This is a genomic window from Streptomyces sp. NPDC001135, assembly GCF_053598395.1.
The window spans coordinates 57628-78914 of the sequence record NZ_JBSFKD010000007.1; the positions used below are offsets into that span (position 1 = coordinate 57628).

Genomic DNA, 21287 nt, shown 5'->3' on the forward strand with positions numbered 1-21287 from the left:
GCCTCCACCGGCCACGGCTGTCCTGACGAGCTCACGCCTGCGGTGCCGCTCACCTGGCCGGCCCGCACCCCGCCGGCCGCACCCCGGGCCGTGACCGGCTTCGTCCCCCCACGTGCCGCGCGCCCCCTGGGCACCCCGCCCGGTTCCGCGCCGGCCGCCTCCCCAAGGGGGGCCGTTCACGCCCCCGCCAACCGCGACCCCGACGGCTCGCGCAGGGGTTCGGCCAGGTCGGCAAGGGCGCGTTCCAGGCCGTGCAGGTGGGCCAGGGCCGGTTCGGAGGGCGGCTCGGCGGCATGGTGGACAGGCTCCGGACGACCCGCGGTGAGCGCCTCGACGGCGGCCTCCACCCGCCAGCAGGCCGCGGCCAGGCGTGCGTCGTGGGAGGCCTCGGGATCGGCGGCGACGGCCACCAGTCCCCGGACCTCGCGGGCACAGTCGTCGAGGAGCGCGAGGACCCTGCGGGCGCGCCGCTTGCGGGCCGGCATCGGGTTCAGCGGGTGCACCAGCGGGGCCACCGACAGCCGGACCCGGCCGAGCAACTGCTCCAGTTCGGCCACGCGAGGCGCCGGGTCCGCCGTCGGGGAGCCGGCGAGGCGGGCCGCGGCCTCGGCCGTGCAGGCGTGCACACAGCGCAGGGCACGCTGGATCCAGGCGTCCGTGACAGCGTGGGTGGTGACCGGCAGGACGAACAGCACGGCGAGCGCGGCGCCCAGCGCGCCCACGCCGGTCTCGGCCAGGCGCAGCGCGAGCAGGCCGGGATCGAGGACACCGAGGAGGCCGTAGAGCAGTTCGGCGAGCAGGGTCACCCAGAGCATCATCCAGGTGTAGGAGACGGCGGCCGTGTAGAAGATGCCGAACACGGCGACGGCGACGAGGACGGCCGTCGGTACCGGCGCGCCGTCCACGGGGACGGCGACGAGGAAGCCCAGGCAGATGCCGATGACCGTGCCGAGGACCCGGCGGAAGCCGCGTACCAGCGTCTCACCGCGCGACGCGGTGTTGACGAAGATCCACCAGGTGGCGCCGACGGCCCAGTACCAGCGCTGTCCGGACACCAGCTGGCCCACGACCAGCGCGAAGCCCGCGCCCGCGGTCGCCTGGACGGCCTGCCGCGTGGTCACCCGGGCCAGATCGCGCCAGCCGGGCGACGGGGGTCCCCCCGCTCGAGCGAAGCCGGGAGTGGGGGACGGTACGGGGGCCGGGGGCACCCGGCGCTCGTAGCACCACACCCCGAAGCGCACCACGGCCGCGCTGAGCACGGACAGCAGGACGGCGGCGTACAGCTCGGGCAGTTGCGCCGGGGTGGCGTGCAGGAACTGGGCCACGAAGAACGTCATGAAGGCGAACACGCCGAGGCTGTGCCCACGCGGTCCCCAGCGGCGCGCGTACACCCCGGCGCCGACGACACCCAGGAACGCCAGGTCGCGCGCGACGGGGACGTCGTGCAGCCCGGCCGCCACGGCGAGCACCGGCACGCCCACGACGGGCAGCAGCGCGGTGGTGACCGCCTGTCCGCGCACGGTCGGGTCGGCGACGGTGAACAGGGCCAGCAGGGCGGCGAGGCCGCCGGTGACCGCGCCCGGGAGGGAGTGCCCGGCGAGGAGGCAGACGACGACCGCGAGGCCGATGCCGAGGACGGCCCGCGCGGCGAAGCGCAACCGCGCCCGTCCCGGGTCCGGAGCCACGAACATCCTCTTCACCACTACTGCCCTCCCCAGGGAACACCGCACACAAAAGGCGCCGCGGGAATCCGCAGCGCCATCGACGGGTCCATGAGAGCATCACCGAGGTCACTGGCTCAAGTGTGGTCCGATTCACTGAGCCATTGGCACATCACCGAGCGGGCAGCCGTGCCGACCGGAATGCCAACGGACCAGGTCGGGCGGCTCACCCGGCGGTCGGCATCCTGAGCCATTGGTACAGTCGTCCATCATGGCCGTGGACGAACTCGACACCCGCATCCTGCGGCTGCTCCTGGAGCAGCCGCGCACGAGCGTGCGCGAGTACGCCCGCATCCTCGGCGTCGCCCGTGGCACGCTCCAGGCCCGGATGGACCGTATGGAGCGGGACGGCGTGATCACCGGCACCGGCCCCTCCCTCTCCCCCGCCGCCCTGGGCCATCCGGTCCTGGCGTTCGTGCACATCGAGGTCACCCAGGGCCACCTGGACGACGTGGGGGACGCGCTGGCGGCCGTGCCGGAGATCGTGGAGGCGTTCTCGATCACCGGCGGCGGGGATCTGCTCGCCCGGGTGGTGGGCCGGGACAACGCCCATCTGGAGGACGTCATCCAGAAGCTGATCAGCCTGCCGGGGGTCGTGCGCACCCGCACGGAGGTGGCGCTGCGCGAACGCGTCCCGTACCGGTTGCTGCCCCTGGTGGAGTCGGTGGGCCGGGCGGTCCGCGCCTGACCCTTGGCATGCTGGACCGCATGAGCGATCTCGGCGCCCTCTCGGTCATCTTCGATCTCGACGGAACGCTGGTGGACAGCGAGCCGAACTACTACGAGGCGAGCCGCCGGACCCTGGCCGAGCACGGCGTCCCTGACTTCACCTGGGCGGACCACGAGACCTATGTCGGCATCAGCACCCGGGAGAGCGTGGCCCTGTGGCGGGAACGCTACGGCCTGCGCGCCGGTGTCGACGATCTGCTGGACGCGACGAACCGCCGCTATCTGGAACTGGCCCGCGCCGGCACGCGCGCGTACCCGGAGATGCGCAAGTTCGTGGAGCTCCTGGCCGACGAGGGTGTTGCCATGGCGGTCGCCTCGGGATCCTCCCCCGAGGCCATGGACGCGATCCTGGCGGGCACCGGCCTCGACGCGTTCCTGCACACGGTCGTCTCGGCCGACGAGGTCCCGCGGGGCAAACCCGCCCCCGACGTCTTCCTGGAGGCGGCCCGGCGGCTCGGCGCGAACCCCGCCGACTGCGTGGTCCTGGAGGACGCGGCAGCGGGCGCGGCCGCCGCCCACGCGGCCGGTATGCGGTGCGTCGCGATCCCGTACGTGGCCGCCCAGGCCGACGCACCCGGGTTCGCCACCGCGACCCTGCTGCTGCGCGGCGGGCAGGCCGAGTTCACGGCGCAGTCGGCCTACACATGGCTCCGGGCCGCGGCCCGGGCCGGCTGATCCCGACCCGCTGGGGGCCGGGGCACCCTATTGGAGCAAGGGCGCGCTGCTCGTCCACGTCGGGGACGGCAGGGAAGGCGTCGTACGGCACCGGGGGCTGAGGACTGGGCCGGTGCGGGTCGGAACAGGCTTTCCCGCCGTGCGGGGGACGTGGTGGCTGCCTAGCGTGATCCCATGACTACAGACCAGGCCGACCCTGCCGGGGACGACCGACGGTGGAAAGCGCTCGCCGTCTGTCTGACCGCGGCCTTCATGTCCTTGCTGGACACGTCGATCGTGAACGTGGCCCTGCCCTCGGTGGAGCGCGGGCTGCACGCCAGCCCCGCCGACCTGTCCTGGGTGGTGTCCGGCTACGCGCTCACCTTCGGTCTGGTCCTGGTCCCGGCGGGGCGGCTCGGCGACATGCGCGGACAGCGCCAGACCTTCCTGACCGGGCTCGCCCTGTTCACGCTCGCCTCGGCGGCCTGCGGGCTGTCCTCCGGCCCGGGCTGGCTGGTGCTGTTCCGGCTGGTCCAGGGAGCGTCGGCCGGCATGCTCTCGCCGCAGGCCACGGCGCTGATCCAGCAGATGTTCCAGGGCGCCGAACGGGCCCGCGCGTTCGGCATGCTGGGCGCCACCATCGGCCTCTCCACGGCGGTCGGACCGCTGGTGGGCGGTCTGCTGATGCACGCGGTCGGCGGGGACGACGGCTGGCGCTCGGTGTTCTACGTCAACCTGCCCATCGGGGTGGCCGTCTTCTGCGCGGCGCTGCGGCTGCTGCCCCGCTCCCCCGGCGCACCGGGCAGGCGGGAGTGCTTCGACGTGCCGGGTGTCCTGCTGCTCGGCTCGGGTGTGCTCGCCCTGATGCTGCCCCTGGTGCAGGAGCAGCAGTGGCACGGGCGGCTGAAGTGGGCCCTGCTCCCGGCCGGCGCCGGGCTGCTGGCCGCGTTCTGGACGTGGGAGCGGCGCCAGCAGCGGCACGGCCGGGCTCCCCTGGTCGACCTGCGGCTCTTCGCACTGCGCTCCTTCTCGCTCGGCGCGCTGCTGAGCCTGGTGTACTTCGGCGGCTTCACCACGCTGTTCTTCGTCTACACGATCTTCCTGCAGAACGGGATGGGCTACAGCGCGCTGGCGGCGGCCCTGTCGTCCATGCCCTTCGCGACGGGCACGGCGGTGGGTGCCGCGGTCGGCGGCCGTCTGGTCGTGCGCTTCGGGCGCAGACTGGTCATCGCCGGGCTGTGCACGGTGACGGTGGGGATCCTCGGCGTCATCGCGGCCGTGCACTGGGTACCGGGGCGGGGCGTGGCCCTGGCGGCCGCGCTTCCCATGCTGCTCGCCGGGATCGGCTCGGGCCTGACCACCTCCCCGAACACCACGCTCACCCTGACCCTCGTGCCGGTGCGGCGGGCGGGGGCGGCGGGCGGGGTGCTGCAGACCGGGCAGCGCATCGGCTCGGCGGCCGGTGTCGCGGTGGTGGGTTCGGTGTTCTTCGCCCACCTGGCCAACCACGGCGAGCCGGCCACCGCACTGCAGTACGGCCTGTTCACCTGTGTCGGCATCATCCTGCTGGCCCTCTGCCTGGCCTTCGCCGACCTGTGGGAACGCCGGGGCCGCCCACAGACCGAGCAGACCGGACAGACGGCGCGGCAGGAGGCGTAGGGGGCTGCAGGGGCGCGGAAGGGGCAAGGGGCGGAAGGCACGGGGCGGAGGGCAGGGTGGCCAGAGCGCGAGGCGGCCCAGACGCATGACTGCGACGGGTGCCGGTGCGGGGGCGTCCGTCGCGGCGTCGGCCGGGCCGCGCCGCCCTCGTGGCTCGTCGGCCGGCCCCGTTCGCCGGTCCGCACTCCGCCGTGGGGTGCCGCTCCCGCCCTCACGACCTCCGGCGCGGCTTGCCCCGCTTGGGTGTCTGCTTGGCTCCCGCGGCACGCGCGCGTGACGTGCGCCCCGTGGACTTCGCCGCCGGCTTCTGCCGGGTGCCCCCCGGTTCGGCACGCTTGCGCTGCTGCCCGGCCGGTGCGGGGGCCTGAGGCTTCGTACGGCCCCGGGTGCTGTTGACGGTGCGACCGCGGACGATGCCGATGAAGTCCTCCACCAGGTCGGTGGTGGCCTCCTCGGGCCAGGACAGGGCGACGCTCGACTGGGGGGCGTCGGTGACCGGCCGGTAGGTGAGGTCCTTGCGGTGGTACAGGCGGGCCAGGGACTGCGGCACGACCAGGAGGCCGACGTTGGCGGCCACCAGCTCGATCGCGTCCTCCGTCGTCGCGGGACGCTCGAAGGCGGGCTCGCCGGGCGGGGCGTCCCAGTCGAAGACGTCGTCCAGGGGGTGGAAGACCACTTCCTCGGCGAGGTCGGCGAGAGTCACCTCGTCCACAGCCGTGATCAGGTGGTCCTTGGGGACGACGACCACCGTGGTCTCGGTGTAGAGGGGGATCGCGCTGAAGAACGTCCGGTCCACGGGGAGCCGTACGAGGCCCGCGTCGGCCTCGCCCGCGCGCAGCACCTCCGGCGCCTCGGCGGCCGGTACCTGGACGAGGGTGAGCGGGGTGTCCGGCAGGCGCTCGCCCCAGACCCTCGCCCATTTGGCGGGCGTCACTCCGGGAACGTACGCGAGCCGGAACGACGGTGATTCCTCCGAGCCTGTCACCAGGCCAGGTTACCGGCCGTGGCCGGCCGACCGGCACCGGCCATGGTCGGCTGTCCGTCACCGGCCATGGTCGGCTGTCCGTCACCGGTCGTGGTCGGCCCTCCGGCACGTGGCCGATACCCTTGACCCATGAGTTCGCAGCAGAGCACCCAGACGATGAAGCCCGCGACCGCGGCGAAGAAGCTGGGTGTGTACCTCCCCGCCACCCCCGCCTCGTTCCAGGAGGGCGTCATCTCGCGCGCCGAGCTGAACGAGCTGCAGGCGAACCCGCCGGAGTGGCTGAGCGAGCTGCGGCGCAACGGCCCCCACCCGCGTCCGGTGGTCGCCGCGAAGCTCGGCGTGTCCATCGCGGGCCTCGCGCGCGGCGGGGTCACCGAGCCGCTGACCACCGAGCAGATCGAGGCGCTCAAGCAGGAGCGGCCCGAGTGGCTGGAGAAGGAGCGCGCCACACAGGCCGAGGTCCGCAAGGAGGCCGCGCGGGTCAAGCAGGTGAAGAAGGAGAAGCAGGAGCGCGCCGCCGAGCGCGGCTGATCTCCCCCTTCTCCCCCACCCCCGTTTGCTCCCCCGTCGCTCCAAAACCGTTTTTCCACAACGCCCTCCGGCCTCCGGGGGGCGTTGTCAGTGGCCTGCCCTACAGTTCCCGTCACTTGATCAACGCGGGTGCGGGAGGCACGTATGGGGTGGGTGTCGGCAGGCGGCTATGAAGTCGCCCTCGACGGCGGGAAGGTGGTGTGCCGCAACGCGTCGGGGCGGCGGCTGAAGTCGGTGCCTCCGAAGATCGCCGACGATCCGGCGGTCGTGGGCCTGAGGCAGCTCGTCGAGTGGCTGGACCGGCACGAACGGCAGTGCCTGGCCGAGGCGGAGCGGTGGATGGTCCGCTCCCTGCCGGTGCCGCTCGCCGTCGTCACGCGCGTGTGGCCCGACCCGGCCTGGCAGGCCGCGCTGCGCGACCTCGTCGTCACCGGCGCCGACGGGCAGGTCGCCGGCTTCCTGCGGGACGCGGATCCCGAGCGCGGCCTGGGCCTGGTCGACCTCGACGGCGACACCGTCCGCATCGCCCCCGACCTGGTCCGCGTTCCGCACCCGGTCCTCCTCGATGACCTGGAGGAGCTGCGGGAGTTCGCCGTCGAGCTGGGCGTGGAGCAGCGCGCGCAGCAGCTCTTCCGCGAGGTCTGGCGCCGCCCTGCCGCGCTCGACGCCGAGGCCACCGAGGTGGAGGAGTACGCGGGCGGCTCGTTCAAGGAACTGCGCTTCCTGCACGGCCGGGCCACCCAGCTCGGCTACCGCGTGCGTGGCGGGTATGCCGTGTGCCCGGTCCTGGAGGACGGCCGGAGCGTCGAGGCCCGCGTATGGGTCGGTGACTACGACGGCTACATGGAGACCGAGACCGGCCCGCTGGTCTGGTCCGACCCTGCGGGGAAGGTGCTGAAACTCGGTCAGGTCGGGCCAGTGGCGTGGTCGGAGGGCATGCGCATGGCGGCGGCGCTGTACGCGGGACGGGACATCGAGGACGAGGAGCGGGCGGCATGACGTACGACGAGACGGCCGCGGCCACGCTGCTGGACGCCGGCGCCGTCCTGCCCCCGGGCAGCACCGCGCGCGAGGACGCCGACAGCCTCACCGTCCGCACCTACACGCACCCCGCCCTTGCGGACCGGCCGGTGGTCCGGCTGGTGCCGGGCACGCTGGGCGAGGCGGAGGACCTGGCGCTGGAGTTCCTGGGCCTCGCCCGCGAGCCCCAGGCGCCGGTCGTCGGGCAGGTGCGCCGGGAGACGCTGGGCTTCCCCGCCTGGGCGCTGGTCAACGACCCGGCCAACGGTCACCACGCGCTCGCCCTGGTGAAGGACGTCGAGCGGCTCGCCCGGCAGGCCAAGTCCCGCCCCGGCGCCGCCAAGGAGGGATTCGAGGAGCTCGGCGAGCGGCTGGGCCGTGCCGTGCCGCACTTCCTGCCGACGTTCTACGAACAGGCCGCGCGGGTCTTCCTGGAACACGAGAACACCACCTACGCCGCCGCGTTCTTCGGCAAGGCCCGTGAAGCCGAGCGGGTGCACGCGCTCACGGTGGACGAGGAGCGGCAGCGCGCGGTGTTCCTGGAGTTCGCCTTCGCCGGCGCGCTGACCGTGAAGGCGCTCAAGGAGCATGTGCGTGACCTCGCCGGGCGACTCGAACCGGCCACGGCCTGGGCGCAGTTCCGGCAGCTGACGGTGGAGCGCTGTGCGGCCGGGATGCCGCCGTACGCCTCGCTGCCGCAGGACGCGCGCGGGCTGATCAAGGCGGCCGGCCTGCCCCGGGTCACCGAGGAGTGCGCGCTGGTCGCCGACCTGCTCGCCTCCCCCGCCGCGGTCCGCGCGCCCCGGTCCTTCTGGACCGCCTACCGCTCCGTGCTCGTCGTCCTCGCCGAGGAGCGGCCGGAGATCCGCCTCCGGCTGCTGGAGATCATGCCCGCCGGTCTCGGCAGGGAAGCCGAGGACGAGGGGTTCTGGCTGACGCTGCTCGCCGAGACCGGGGCCGACCGGCTGCTCACGGACGAGTCGACGGCGGCCGGGCACGGCGCCGATCCGGCGGACTGGCTGACCCGCTGGGCGGCCTTCCGCAAGCACGGCGGCTCCTACTCCCGCCGCTGCCCTGCCACGCTCGCGCTGGTCGAGCGCATGGCTCCGGTGCTGCGGGCGACCGGCCGTCCGGTGGACCTGTGCACCGGACGCTGGCACGCCGGCGCGGACCTGGATCTGCTGGACCTGTGCGTGGCCGCGCGCGTCCCGCTGTCGCTGCCGGCCGCCGGCGTCCCCGTGTATCTGCCGCTGCCCGAGTGGCTGGTGGACACCCGCGCCGGCCGGCGCGACCTGGCGGCCGTGGCGGCCGACCCGCGCCTGCGGCGTCTGCTGCACCAGGCGGTGGACAGGGTCGGCGCACATCAGCGCGGCGGCGAGATGCTGACGTCGATGGCCGCGCATCCGGTCCTGTGCGGGGTGCTGCGGGAGTGGCTGGAGGAGGCCGCCGGCGACTTCACACGCGCGGCGGGGCTGCCCGGCGCCCGCGCCGCGCTCGACCGGCTGCGCCCCTTCCGGGTGATCGCCGCCGAGGTCGCCCCGGACGCGGTGGCCCGGGTCGCCGGCCGCGAGGTGGCGCCGCTGCTCGGCCGTACGGTACGGGCCGGCATCCTCGACGAGCTGGGCTGGCCGGCCCTCGACGAGGCGCTGGCGCTGCTCGACGGCCAGACCAGGAAGGACGAGGACAACGCGCTGGCCGTCCACGAGGCCTGGCCGGCGCTGATCCTCTGCCGCGGGCCGAAGGCGGTGGTCGTCGGCCCGGAGCGGATCCTGCTCGACCACGACCTGCGCCTGCCCCATGACCTGGACCGCTGGCAGCGCCCCCGCTTCCGGTACGTGGACGGGGAACTGCTCGTGATGTGGCGGCACGGCAGCAAGCAGTACGGCTACTGGTCGGCCCGGCCCGCCGAGGTGTTCGCGCTCGGTGGCGAGCAGTTGCCCTCCTGGTGGTCCGGCCAGGAGACGGTGGTCCCGTCGATCCCGCTGGCCGGCGGCGGACGAGCCACCGGTGGCCGCACCCTGCACGCCGGTGACACGGACCTGCCGCCGTGCCGCGCGATCATCGGCGACGGCACCACCCTGTGGCGCCAGGGCAGGCAGGGCCGGCGGACGGTCTGGCTGGAGTACGACCCGGTCACCGGGACGCACGGCCGCGCGTCGCTGCCCGCGCTGCTGCGCTCGGCCGTCCGTGAGGACGCCGAGCTGCTGCCCGGCGCGTGCGAGGTCCTGCCGCTGCGGCCCGGGCTGGAGCACAGCCCGTTCGGTACCGACGGCACGGTGCTGGGGCGCTGGGTGCGCACGGAGGGCGAGGGCGCGCAGGAGCGCCGTACGGCCGGGACACCGGACGGGCGGACGGTGTCGGTCGCGGTGGGCCTCGGCGACCGGGCGGTCGTTCCCCTCGGCGCGCTGCGGCTGCCCGGCGGGGCCGAACCGGTCGTCGTCCAACTGGGCGGCCACAGCGCACGGTTGGGCGGACACATCGGGCTCCACGCCGGTGACGACACCTCTCCCGCCGGTCTGCTGGGCCGGCTGACGCCGAACGACCGCGGCGGTGAGTACGCCGCCGGCACCCGGCTCGTGCCCCCGCTGTCGTTCTGGCACGCACTGCGTCCGCGCGACGCCCAGGGCTCGGCGGTGCTGCGCGCCCTGTCCGACGGGCAGGCCGCGGAGCTGCTGCGGCTCGCGGGCGAGGCACTGGCGATCCGTCAGGAAGCGCTGGCCGCAGCCGGGTCGGACGAGACGGCCAAGGCCGCCGTGCCGACCGCGGACACCGTCGCCCTGAAGGCGGTGGAACACGCCCTGCCGGAGCTGACCGACGAGCGGCTGCGCACCGGCGTCGCCGCACTGGTCAGGTCGGCGCTGCGCCTCACCGACTCGGCCACCGCCTTCGTGACTCCCCCGAAGGAGGCGCCGCGGCAGCCGCGCAACCGGACCGAGGGCATGTTCGCCGACTACAGCCCCGTGCACGGCGACGACCGCACCCTGCACGACGCGATGTCCGGTGTCGTCGCGCTGCACGGCTGGTGGTACGGCGAGCGGTGGAGCGTGCTCCGTCAGATCCGCGCGGTCAACCACGTGCTGTCCGGCAGGCCCGCCGACGGCAAGCCGCTGCCCGGCCTCGAGCGCCTCGGTGCCCTCACGGACGGCTGGACCAGCGAGGAGCACACCGTCCCGGCGATCGGCATGGTCTGGCCGCCGGTCCTGGGCGTCCTGCGGGCACTGGCGTACCGGCTCGCCTCGCCCGCCCTGACCGACACCCAGCGGGAACCACTGCTGTTGCTGGCCGACGCCCTCGCCGAGGGGCCGCTCGTCACGGCCGGCGGCACGCTGCGGGAGGCGGTGCTGAGCGAACCCCTGGAGAAGAAGCCGCACCAGCGGGACGGACAGGTGCTGCGCCGGGCCGGGCGCACGGTGGTGATCCTCGGTCAGCAGGGCGTCGACGTCCAGCGGGAGCGGGTCACGTGGCTGGCGCTGGACCACGATCCGTCCGGGGCGTTCGGTGCTGTCGCGCACTTCACGCTGGAGCAGGAGACCCGGTACACCCCGACGATCTCCGCCGAGGATCTGGCGGCCGTCACCCGTCTCGTCCGCGACAAGGGCGCCGCTCCCTGGCAGCCCTCGGCGCCCGAAGCACTGGTGGCGGCGACCGGCGGCGCGCTGGGCCCGCTGCAGTCCACCGTGCTGCTCGCCGGGCAGCCGCAGGAACCGGGGGCCGAGGCGCTGGCCGCCCTCGGACTGAAGCCGCGGCAGCGGGAGTTCGCCACCGCGCTGCTGCAGGGGCTGGGTGTGGAGCGGCGGGCGGCGGTCATGGGCGCGCTGCTGCCGGACGAGCCGGCCGCCCTGTGGACGGCGGGACCGGACACACAGGCCGCGGGACGGGTGTGGGCCGAGCGGTTCGGCCCGCTGGTCCGCCTGCCGGAGGACATCAGCGCCGAACTGGCCGGGATGCGGGCCGGAGGCGCCGAGGACGTACTCAACCCGTCCCGCACCCCATGGCTGAGCCGCACCACGGTGTTGCGCCCGGACAAGGACGGCCACCTGGTCCCGGACGACCCCCAGGCGATGCCCAGCCGCTACGCCCTCACGGGCGCCGTCGGCGCACTCTCCGCGCTGGCGTACGTCCTGCCGTACGGCCACCCGTTGCGGACCGCCCTGCCGGCGGGCCTCGCCGCGGTGCGCCGCCGGATGTCCGACCCGGAGCTGCTGCTCGACCTGGACGTCGAGTTCACGGAGAAGGGCGGCTGCACGGCGGTGGAGCTGCGGAAGGTGTACGGACTGCCCGCGACCGGCGGTGCCGACGAGCACGGCACGACGCGGGTCGGAGATGCTCTCGCGCTGCGCCCGGGCTACCGCGACACCGAGACGGTCCTGGTCCGGCCTGCCGGTCTCACCGGGCCCGACGACGCGGTGTTCGGGCTGCTGGACGGCTTGGTGGGTCCACTACGCGGCGCCGGGCTGCGCATGCTGCGCACGCTTCTCGGCGAGGAGCTGGGCCGCACGGTCGCGGCCGGTGCCGAGGGCCTTCGGGGGTACGCCCAGGACCCGACCGCCAGTGCGCCCGCGCTCGTCGCCGAGGTGGCCGCAGCGCACGGGCTGGGCGAGGACGCCGCCGCGCTCTACCTCCAGCTGCTGGCCCTGCCGGATCCGACGGACCGCAACTGTGCCCGCTGGACCGGGTGGAAGCCCGCACGCCTGAAGAAGGCCCGCGCCGAGCTGGCCGCGACCGACCTGGTGGTGGAGGCCAAGCGGGCACGCGCCGGGCGGACCCTGTTCCTGCCGTGCGGCTGGCGCGACCTGAAGTCGCCCGCGCTGCCGGTGGAGACCTGGAAGGAGGGTCTGTACCCGATCGCGGACCACCCGAGCGGGATACCGCTGATCCCGGTGCCGGAGCTGTTCACGCGCGCCTGGGACCGCGTCCGCGCGGGCGACGCCCCGGCCTACGAACAGCTGACCACCCGCACGAACCGGCGGGGGCGGAGCCGATGACACCCACCGCACCGGGCTCCATCCCGACGTCCGTCCGCCCCCTCGCCCCGATCTCCGTCCGCCCCCTGCCGAAGGAAACCCGTCGATGACCACCGCCCTCGCGCCCGACGCGACCCGTCAGATCGTCCCGCCCGAGGACCGGTACGCCATCGAGCTGGCTTTCCTCACCGCCCATGACCCCGGTCCCCGGCCGCCCGCCTGGCGGCTCACGCCCCGGGCCGTCGTGACGTTCGTCATGGGCAGCGGCGGCCGGACGCTGCGGCTGCCCGACGACGCGGAGGCGCCGCACGGCGTACCGCGGCGGATGGAGATCACCGGCAAGTTCGTCGGCGACCGCGCGCTGGTCGAGCGGTGTGTGGTCACGCTCGCCGGTGAGCGGGGCCTGCTGCTCGTCGGCGAGCCCGGCACCGCCAAGTCCATGCTGTCCGAACTGCTGGCGGCCGCCGTGTGCGGCACCAGCGGCCTGGTCGTGCAGGGCACGGCGGGTACGACCGAGGACCAGCTCAAGTACGGGTGGAACTACGCCCTGTTGCTCGCGCAGGGGCCCAGCCGACAGGCACTCGTTCCGTCGCCGGTGCTCACCGCGATGACCCGGGGCGCGATCGCCCGGGTCGAGGAGGTCACCCGCTGTCTGCCCGAGGTGCAGGACTCCCTGGTGTCGTTGCTGTCCGAACGGCGCATCGCCATACCCGAACTGGCCGGAGGCGAGGATGCCTTGGCTCACTCCGCGCCGGGTTTCAACCTCATCGCCACCGCCAACCTGCGGGACAAGGGTGTCTCCGAGATGTCGGCCGCACTCAAGCGCCGCTTCAACTTCGAGACGGTGGGCCCCATTCCGGACCTCGACGCCGAGACGGCACTGGTGCGGGGCCAGGCCCGGGCGTCGGTGGAACGGGCGGGCGCGCCCTTCCACGTGGACGACGCCGTCCTGGAAGCCCTGGTCACCGTCTTCCGCGATCTGCGCGAGGGCCGGTCGGCGGAGGGCTGGGAGGTGGAGCGCCCGTCCACGGTGATGAGCACGGCGGAGGCGGTGTCCGTGGCGGGTGCGCTGGCCCTGGCCTCGGCGTACTTCCCGGGAGACCGGGACGTCCTCGGACTGCTGCCCGGCCATGTCCTCGGTGTCGTACGCAAGGACGACCCGGCGGACGCGGCGCGGCTGCGCAGCTACTGGGACGGCCCGGTCCGGCGCCGCGCGGAACAGGGCTCGGCCACCTGGCGCACGCTGTGGGACCTGCGCACGGTCCTGGAGGGCTGACGGTCGTGTCCTCCGTCTCCGCCGTCTCCGCCGTCTCCGCCGTCTCCGCGCTCGACGCGTCGGCCACGGCCCGTCCCGGCGCGGGCTCCGCGGTTCCGGCCGACCCCGAGGCTGCCGTGGCGGCCCTGACCGATCCGGGGGCGCCCTATCTCATCGGGGTGCGGCACCACGCGCCCTCCCTCGCCGCGGCCGTGCCCCAACTGCTGGACGCCGCCCGGCCGGACGTGCTGCTGGTGGAACTCCCCGCCGACCTGCAGGACTGGCTGCCCTGGCTCGCCCACGAGGAGACCGAGGCTCCCGTCGCCCTCGCCGCCGCGCCCGTGGACGGGGCCGGGGGCCCGGCCTTCTATCCCTTCGCCGACTTCTCACCGGAACTGACAGCCGTGCGCTGGGCCGCGCGGCACGGCGTACCGGTGATCGCGTGCGACCTGCCCTTGGCGGACCGGGCGTGGGCGGGAGCGCCGGAGCCGGACGGTAAGGGGGCAGGTGCGAAGACGGCAACACCGGGCGGCGCCACCCCTCCGGCGGCCGGACCGCCCGGCGCCTCGGCACCACAAGCGGGCGAGCGGCCCGGCACGGCCGGCGCCCCGGACGTGACGGCCGGCGGACACGGCGGTGTTCCCGGTGCGGCCGGGCTCACCTCGGTGCTGCGTGACCGCCTCACCGGCCGTCCCGGGGACGATCTGTGGGACCGGCTGGTCGAGGCGGTCGCTCCCGGTTCCCCGCCGGAGGCACTGCGCCGGGCCGCGCTGCTGACGGGGTGGGCGCTGCGCGAGGAGGCCCTGGCCGCGGGCGGGGTGCCGGAGCTGGATCTGCGGCGGGAGCGGTGGATGCGGTCGTGTCTGGCCGCGGCGACGGCGAACGGCGAACGGGCCGCCGTGCTCGTCGGCGCCTTCCACACCCCGGCGCTCCTGGCACCGGCCGACGGTGACACCCTGGTGCCGGCACAGGCCCACGGTGCCGAGAAGGCCCGGGCCGCTGCTTCGACGTGGACCACCTCCCTGATCCCCTACAGCTACGCGCTGCTCGACGAACGCTCCGGCTACCCGGCCGGCATCCGGGACCCGGAGTGGCAACACCTGGTGCTGGACGCGGCCGGTGATCCCGGCGCGCTGGAGGACGCGTTGACGCGGGCCGCCGTGCGGGTGTGTGCCGCGTTGCGGGCACTGGGCCATCCGTCCGGGCCCGCCGACGCACGGGAGGTCGTACGCCTGGCCGGTGATCTCACTCGACTGCGGGGCCTGCCCGCGGCGGGCCGGGGCGAGCTGGTCGAGGCCGTGCAGACGGTGCTCGCGCAGGGGGAGCCGTACGGGCGGGGGCGGGCCGTGGCCCGGGCGATGGAGGAGGTGCTCGTCGGGACGCGCACCGGCCGCCCGGCTCCGGACGCGCCGCGCAGCGGCCTGGCCCCGGCGGTGGAGGCGGAACTCGCCGCACTGGGGCTGCCCGGGCCGGCGGATGCGGGCCGGGCAGCCGCGCGCGACCTGCGCCTTGACCCGCTCCGCTCGGAACCGGACCGGCGCCGTGAACTGCTGCTGCGGCGCCTGACCGTGTGTTCGGTGCCGTACGGCGAGCCCAGGACGGTGGCCGGCACGGGCGGCGCCGACGCGCTCACCTCGCGCTGGGAGGTGCGCTGGACACCGGCCACCGCGGCCATGCTGACCGCGGCCGGCATGCGCGGGGTCACCCCGGCACAGGCCGCCGAGGGGGTGCTGCGGGAAGCCCGGCGCAGGGAGCGCGACGCGGGCGGCCCGACGGCCGCGCACACCCTGCGGGGGCTGGAACAGGCGGCGGAGTGCGGCCTGCCCGGGCTCGCGGACGAGCGGCTGGCCGAGACCGCCGAGGTGCTGCCGGGTTGCGGCACGCTGCCCGAACTCCTCGCGGGACTCGCCCTGTTGGACCGGTTGCGGGCGGGGCACATCGCCGGGCTCGGCGGCGACGGGGGCCGTACGGAGCGGGCGGCGGCCGTCGCCGAGCTGCTGACCTCCGCCGCGGTACGCCAGGTCGACGGGCTCACCGGTTCCGAGGACCCGGCCGACGCACACGCTCTGCTGGAACTCGCCCATCGCGCCGACGCGCTGGGCGGGATGCGGCTCACCGACGCGCTCGCCCGGCTGGCCGCCGACGGTTCTCCGCTGATGCGGGGCGCCGCCGGGGCCGTACGGGTGCTCCTGGGGCAGGAGGAGCCCCGGGCGTTCGGCGACCGGGTCGCCTCCTGGGTGGACGGCGCCTGCGATGCCGGGTCCCGGTCGGCGCTCACCGCGCGGCTGACCGGTCTGCTGAGCGCGGCCGGCCCCCTGCTGGAGTCGGCGGCCCCCGCGCTGCAACCGCTGCTGAACCGGGTTGCGGACTTGTCCGACCGGGACTTCCTCGATCGGCTGCCGGCACTGCGCGGCGGCTTCGACACGCTCAGCCCGGCCGCCCGCGACCGGCTGCTGGCCGCCGTCGAACAGCGCCTGGACGGGGAGCGTCCGGACGACACCGGCGGCGTCGGCCCGGCTTCCCTCGCCCTGTGGACCCGCGCCGACCTCACGGCCCGCGAGACCCTCGCCGAACTGGGCCTCCTGCCGGCCCACCGGCCCGCCGGGGCGATCCCCGCGGTGACCGCCGGGGGTCCCGCCACCCCGGAAGTCCCCGCACCAGCCACACCCGCCGCCCCCGTCCGCGCCACCGACGACGACCGCCGGCTCGGCCCGGCCGACCGCTGGCGTCTGCTGCTGGGCCGCAGGAGTGGTCGGCTGTCGGCCGCCGCCCGGCCCTTGGCGACCGCACTGGACGAGTTGTACGGCACAGGCCGCGGTGAGGGCAGCCGTGGGGACCTCCCGGATCAGGGTGGCGGGCGTGCGGCCGCGTATCCAGGGGTGCGGGAGTGGTCCGAGGAGCTGGCGGCGCTGTTCGGGCCGGGCATCCGGGAGGAGGTGCTGGCGGCGGCTGCCGCGGCCGGCCGTCAGGATGTGTTCCCGGAACTGGATCCGGACAGCGTGCGGCCCTCCGTCGACCTGCTGCGCTCGGTGCTGCGGCATGCCGGAGGTCTGCCGGAGGCCCGGCTGGCCGCACTGCGTCCGCTGGTCCGGCACCTGGTGGACGCGCTGACCCGGCGGTTGGCGACCCGGCTGCGCCCGGCGCTGCACGGCACCGCCCTGCCCCGCCCCAGCCGGCGCCCCGGCGGTGGCCTCGACCTGCCCCGCACCCTGCGGGCGAACCTGGCCACGGCCCGCCGTATGCCGGACGGCACGGTCCGGGTCGTACCCGAGCGGCCGGTCTTCCGCAGCCGCGCGCGGCGGTCGGCCGACTGGCGGCTGATCCTGGTCACCGATGTGTCGGGATCCATGGAGGCGTCCACGATCTGGGCGGCGCTCACGGCCTCGGTGCTGGCCGGGGTCCCCACGCTGTCCACGCACTTCCTGGCCTTCTCCACCGAGGTGATCGATCTGACCGGCCACGTCGAGGACCCGCTCTCCCTCCTGCTGGAGGTCAGGGTCGGCGGCGGCACCCACATCGCCGCGGGGCTGCGGCACGCACGCGAACTGGTCACCGTGCCCTCGCGCACGCTCGTCGTGGTCGTCAGCGACTTCGAGGAGGGCTACCCGGTCGGCGGGCTGCTCGCCGAGGTCCGCGCCCTGGTGGGGGCCGGCTGCCAGGTGCTGGGCTGCGCGAGTCTCGACGACGCGGGCCGGCCCCGGTACGCGACCGGTGTGGCGGGGCAGCTGGTGTCCGCGGGCATGCCGGTGGCCGCTCTCAGTCCGCTCGAACTCGCCCGCTGGGTAGGGGAGAAGATCGTATGAGCCAGGAGACGAGCCCGGGTCTGCCTCCGGTCGCCCCGTCCGTGACCGCCGAACTCGTCGCGGCACTCTCGCCCCGGCTGCGCAAGCGCCTGGACGTGGGCATCGCCAAGCTCGCGGGCCGGCCGGCCGTCCGCGACGGCGACACCGTGCGCATCGCCGTCGACGACGACACCACCCTCGAACTCCACGCCCCGGGCTCCACGGTGACCAGCGCGGACGCCATCCGCTGCGGCTGTCTGCTGGCCCCGGACTGTCTGCACCGCGCCGCGGCGGCCTCGGCGGCCCCGATCGCCGAGGACACCCACGACGAGAAGGAGGGGGTGAGTGCTGCGGGGCGCGCGGGCGCCCGGCCGGAGGAGACCGGGCCCGGGGCGGCCGAGACGGGGACCGCCAAGACGCAGACCGCCGGGACGGAGGAGGCCGGCTCCGAGCAGCGCACCGCCGCCCTCGCGCTCCGCGCCGCCGCGGCCGCCGTACTCGAAGCCGGTGCGGACGGGGCGGGCGCGGTGCCCCAGGCGGAGCTGTTGCGGGCCGCGCACACGGCGCGGCTCGCGGGCCTGCACCGGGCGGCCGCCTCGGCCGTCTCGGTGGTCACCGCGCTGCGCGCGGCCCGTGCGGCCGACCCGGGCTACCGCCTCGCGGACCTGGTGGCCGGCCTGTGCGACGTGCTGTCCGTGGCCCACCGCGTCCCGCACGCCGCCGGCGCCGAACTGGCCGCCCTGCGCGGTACCGCGCGGCAGCCGTACCGCCCCGACGGCTCGCTGCGGTTGTACGGCCTGTTCTCCGAACCGGTGCTCACCGCGAGCGGCTACGCGGGTGCCGTCACCTGGACCGCCGACACCGGGGGCCGGCTGTACCAGGTGTCCGATGTGGCCCCGGGTGGTGCCGGGCGCGCGGTGGGCGCGGCCGACCGGGCGGTCCGGCTCGGGGACACGGCCCTGACCCACCGGGAGCTGTCCCGTGCCGGCCTCGCGGTGTCGGGGGCCACCGTCTCCCCCACCGGACGGCTCGGAGCGGGCGCCGCGGTGCGGGCGGTCGGGGCGTCCGGTGCCGGCTGGCGCGAGGAGCCGTTGGACCGGCTCTGGGCCGTCCCCGTGGCCGAGCAGCTCACCCGCGCGCTGAACGGCGGCCACGACCTGCTGTTCCTGGAGGTCACCCTGCTCGGTACGGCGACGGAGGCGGCGGGCGACTGTCTGCTCGCCGGATGCGACGGCGTCGTGCTGCGGCTGACGGCCGCCCATGACCATCCCGCGCTTCCGCACCGGGACAACCTGCGTCTGCTGGCCGCCGCCCGGGGAGCCGGGCTCCGGGTCGTCGCCCGGCTGACCCCCGCCCCGCATCCCCGCGCCCAGCTCCTCGCGACCGAGCATCCGGCGCGGTCCGGCACCCGGGTCGACGTGGGCCTGGACCGGCTTCAGCGCGCGGACCTGCCCTCGGCACCCGCGTCCCCGGTGCGGGAGGCGCCGCGTGCCGAGGAGGCCCCGGTCCATCTGCTGCGCCGCCGTGTCCAGCAGGCGGTCTCGGGGGGCCGGCGTGTGCTGTCCTTCCCCGGCGACACGGCCGCCGACGCCCGGCGGCTGAACCGGTCCGGGCTGGCGACCGCGGGCGGTCTGCTGGAGGAGCTGCACGCGGCGGCGGCGGAGCGCTCCCGGGACGTGTTCGGCCGCCTGCTGCCCGCGGACCCGGACCTCTTCGCCCACGCGTGGCTGGCGGCGGCCCGTTACACGGAGGAGGTGGACCGCGCCCTGTGCCTCGCGGCCTGGTCGGGATGACAGGGCCGACAGGGACACCGTGCCGCGGGGCCGGTGCCTCGGTCCGGTGCAGGTGGTCGTGGGCGAGGCCGGTGGCGAGGAGGGCGCGTGCCGCCATGCGTACATCGGGCTCGGGCAGGTTCAGCAGGCCCTCCCGCGCCTGCCGGAGCACGGCGAGCGCCTCCGCGTGCTCCCCTCGCGCGTCCATGGCCGAGCCGAGGAAGAGCAGGGCCAGGGCCTGGCCGCGCCGGTCCCCGGCACGCCGGTTGAGTTCGAGGCAGTACCGGTAGGTGTCCACCGCGCGGGGCGGGTCGCAGCGGTCGAGGTAGCGGCCGTGGAACTCCTGGACGGACGCGCGCAGCAGCAGGCGGTCGGTGGACTCGGCGAGGGCCACGGCGCGCTCGAGTTCGGCGCGGGCGCGGTCGTTCTCGCAGCTTCTCCTGGTTGGGCGTGGGCTGGGTGCGGTGCGGGTGGGCGCGGTGCGGGGGGGCGCGGTGCGAGGGGGCGCGCACGCGCATGCCGCCCAGCCCGCGGGGTTCACCGGCCGGCATCCGGCCGGTGTGGACGTTCTCCAGCCCGGCGGGTCGGTCGACGTGCCCACGCCCAGGCACAGCCCGAGCGGGATGCTGCGGATCTGGTACTGCTCGTTGCCGAACGGGAGAAGCCGCCGGCGTTCGAGGCCGGTCCATCCGCAGTCGAACACGACGGCCTCGCCATGGTCCCTGCGGTCCAACAGGCCGCCGAGGCACCTCGCCTCGGGCGGTCGGACGCGGACGGTGTCGGTCCCGTTGGCTTCGATGTCCCAGCGCTGGCCGAACAGCGGCTTGCCGTCCCGGACCACGGCTGGCGGTGCTGGACGGCCCGGTCGCCGCCACCCTGCTCACGAAGGGCCGGCTGCTGTCGGCCGGCGCCTGACCGCCCCGCGTCCCCCACCCCTTAGCGCTCGTCGAGCTCCCTCACCCCCGGGACGCGCATCATCAAAGGAGGGGAGACCACCGACGAGGAGTGGCGATGAGGCTGTCGTTCCTTGAACCCCTCTACACGGAGCCCGGCCCGTTCGCCTCCGTATACCTGGACACCTCCCGGGACGTCGAGCATCCCGATCGGGCGATCGCGCTGCGCTGGCAGCGGCTGCGCGAGAGTCTGTCCCGTCAGGGCTCGGACCGGGCACTTCTGAACGTACTGGAGGAGGTGGTCGGCGCCGACACAGACGTGCCGGGGGCGCACGGTCAGGCCATCTTCGCCGCCCACGGCACGCTCGTCATGGACGGGGAGCTGCCCAGGCCGCCCAAGCACGACTCCGCGCGCTACAGCACCCTGCCGGACGCGATGCCCCTGGTCACCCAGCACCTTCCGGAGATCCCCTACATGGCGGTGGTCGTCCACTACGGCGGCCTTCCGACCGCCGAGACCCACGGCTGGGTAACCCTGGAGGCGGAGACCGGCACCTGGCCCGCGTCCACCGTCACCCCGGGTGAGCGGCTGCACCGCAGGGTCGCGGTGGGGACCTGGCACCGCACCTGCCTCCGGCTCGGTCACCAGCTGGACGAACGGGCGCGACGCGCCCATGCCGACGCCGTCGTCGTGGGCGGGGACGAGTGGGCGTGCAACGTACTGATCCGCCGCCTGCCGCACGCCCTGCGGGACAAGGTCGTACGCGTGGGCGGCCGGACCCCCACCGACACCGGACGCGCCCTGTTGGAGCCGCAGCTCGACGGCGTCTTCCGTGGCCGCATGGCCGCGCACGACCGGGAACTCGTGGACGTCTTCATCGGCCGGCGTGCCCTGGACGGCCCCATGACGGACGGGCTGGCCGCCACCGTCGCAGCCCTCCAGCGCGGCCAGGTCGCGGCACTGCTGCTGAACCGACCGCCAGGGTCTTCGCTGCGGCTCTGGACGGGCTCCCAGCCCACTCAGCTCGCCCTGACCGAGGCGGAGCTGGTGTCCTTCGGTGTGCGGGCCCCGCGCGAGGAACGCGGCGACGAGGCCCTCGTCCGGGCCCTCGTCGGCACCGGTGCCGAGCTGGTCGTCGTACCGGAGAGCGAGCTGAGGCTGTACGAGGGCGTGGGCGCCCTGCTGAGGTACACCGACCCGGGGACCCCGTCCTGACGCCGGCGGGCTGTGCCTCCCGGAGCACGCGTCGCCCCTTGCGTCCGAGCACCCCCGGATCGCACCGCGCGCGGAACATGCCGACACTGGGTTGGAGGGGCGGCGC

12 protein-coding genes are annotated in these 21287 nt (G+C 75.2%); 10 read left to right on the plus strand and 2 right to left on the minus strand.

What is annotated here, in order from left to right; translation table 11 throughout:
• Window positions 1–176 precede the first annotated feature (176 nt).
• Window positions 177–1703, minus strand: a complete 1527-nt coding sequence (locus ACWC94_RS11495) for an FUSC family protein (RefSeq protein ID WP_450796304.1) — start codon at window positions 1701–1703, stop codon at window positions 177–179.
• 229 nt (window positions 1704–1932) lie between these two features.
• Between ACWC94_RS11495 and ACWC94_RS11500 the strand changes: the two genes are divergently transcribed.
• From ACWC94_RS11500 to ACWC94_RS11510, 3 genes are all read left to right on the plus strand, one after another.
• The gene (locus tag ACWC94_RS11500; RefSeq protein WP_450796305.1) at window positions 1933–2409 is read left to right on the plus strand and encodes an Lrp/AsnC family transcriptional regulator; all 477 of its coding nucleotides are present in this window, start codon (window positions 1933–1935) and stop codon (window positions 2407–2409) included.
• Window positions 2410–2429: 20 nt separating this feature from the next.
• The gene (locus ACWC94_RS11505) at window positions 2430–3125 is read left to right on the plus strand and encodes an HAD family hydrolase (protein WP_450796306.1); all 696 of its coding nucleotides are present in this window, start codon (window positions 2430–2432) and stop codon (window positions 3123–3125) included.
• A 174-nt stretch (window positions 3126–3299) separates the two neighbouring features.
• Window positions 3300–4763: an MFS transporter gene (locus ACWC94_RS11510; RefSeq protein ID WP_450796307.1), complete on the plus strand. Its 1464-nt coding sequence runs from the start codon at window positions 3300–3302 to the stop codon at window positions 4761–4763.
• Between the two features lie 211 nt (window positions 4764–4974).
• On the opposite strand, the gene ACWC94_RS11515 is transcribed toward ACWC94_RS11510, so the two are convergent.
• Window positions 4975–5748 carry a LysR family substrate-binding domain-containing protein gene (locus tag ACWC94_RS11515; RefSeq protein WP_450796308.1) on the minus strand — a complete coding sequence of 258 codons (774 nt, stop codon included), beginning with the start codon at window positions 5746–5748 and terminating at the stop codon, window positions 4975–4977.
• A 129-nt stretch (window positions 5749–5877) separates the two neighbouring features.
• Here ACWC94_RS11515 and ACWC94_RS11520 point away from each other — a divergent pair, with 129 nt between their 5' ends.
• The 7 genes from ACWC94_RS11520 to ACWC94_RS11550 all read left to right on the plus strand — a co-directional run bounded on the left by ACWC94_RS11520 (window position 5878) and on the right by ACWC94_RS11550 (window position 21181).
• Window positions 5878–6279 (plus strand): DUF5997 family protein, encoded by a 402-nt coding sequence (locus ACWC94_RS11520; RefSeq protein WP_450796309.1) that lies wholly within the window; start codon window positions 5878–5880, stop codon window positions 6277–6279.
• Between the two features lie 144 nt (window positions 6280–6423).
• A complete protein-coding gene (locus ACWC94_RS11525; RefSeq protein ID WP_450796310.1) occupies window positions 6424–7278 on the plus strand; it encodes a DUF4132 domain-containing protein in 855 nt (284 codons plus the stop codon).
• Complete coding sequence (locus ACWC94_RS11530; protein ID WP_450796311.1) at window positions 7275–12284, plus strand: hypothetical protein; 5010 nt, start codon at window positions 7275–7277, stop codon at window positions 12282–12284. The genes ACWC94_RS11525 and ACWC94_RS11530 overlap by 4 nt, the downstream gene beginning before the upstream one ends.
• A gap of 85 nt (window positions 12285–12369) precedes the next feature.
• Window positions 12370–13539 (plus strand): AAA family ATPase, encoded by a 1170-nt coding sequence (locus ACWC94_RS11535; RefSeq protein ID WP_450796312.1) that lies wholly within the window; start codon window positions 12370–12372, stop codon window positions 13537–13539.
• A gap of 116 nt (window positions 13540–13655) precedes the next feature.
• A complete protein-coding gene (locus ACWC94_RS11540; protein ID WP_450796465.1) occupies window positions 13656–17321 on the plus strand; it encodes a vWA domain-containing protein in 3666 nt (1221 codons plus the stop codon).
• Complete coding sequence (locus ACWC94_RS11545; protein ID WP_450796313.1) at window positions 17318–19093, plus strand: hypothetical protein; 1776 nt, start codon at window positions 17318–17320, stop codon at window positions 19091–19093. Before ACWC94_RS11540 ends, ACWC94_RS11545 begins: the two co-directional genes overlap by 4 nt.
• Window positions 19094–20083: 990 nt before the next feature.
• The gene (locus ACWC94_RS11550) at window positions 20084–21181 is read left to right on the plus strand and encodes a baeRF2 domain-containing protein (RefSeq protein ID WP_450796314.1); all 1098 of its coding nucleotides are present in this window, start codon (window positions 20084–20086) and stop codon (window positions 21179–21181) included.
• Window positions 21182–21287 lie beyond the last annotated feature (106 nt).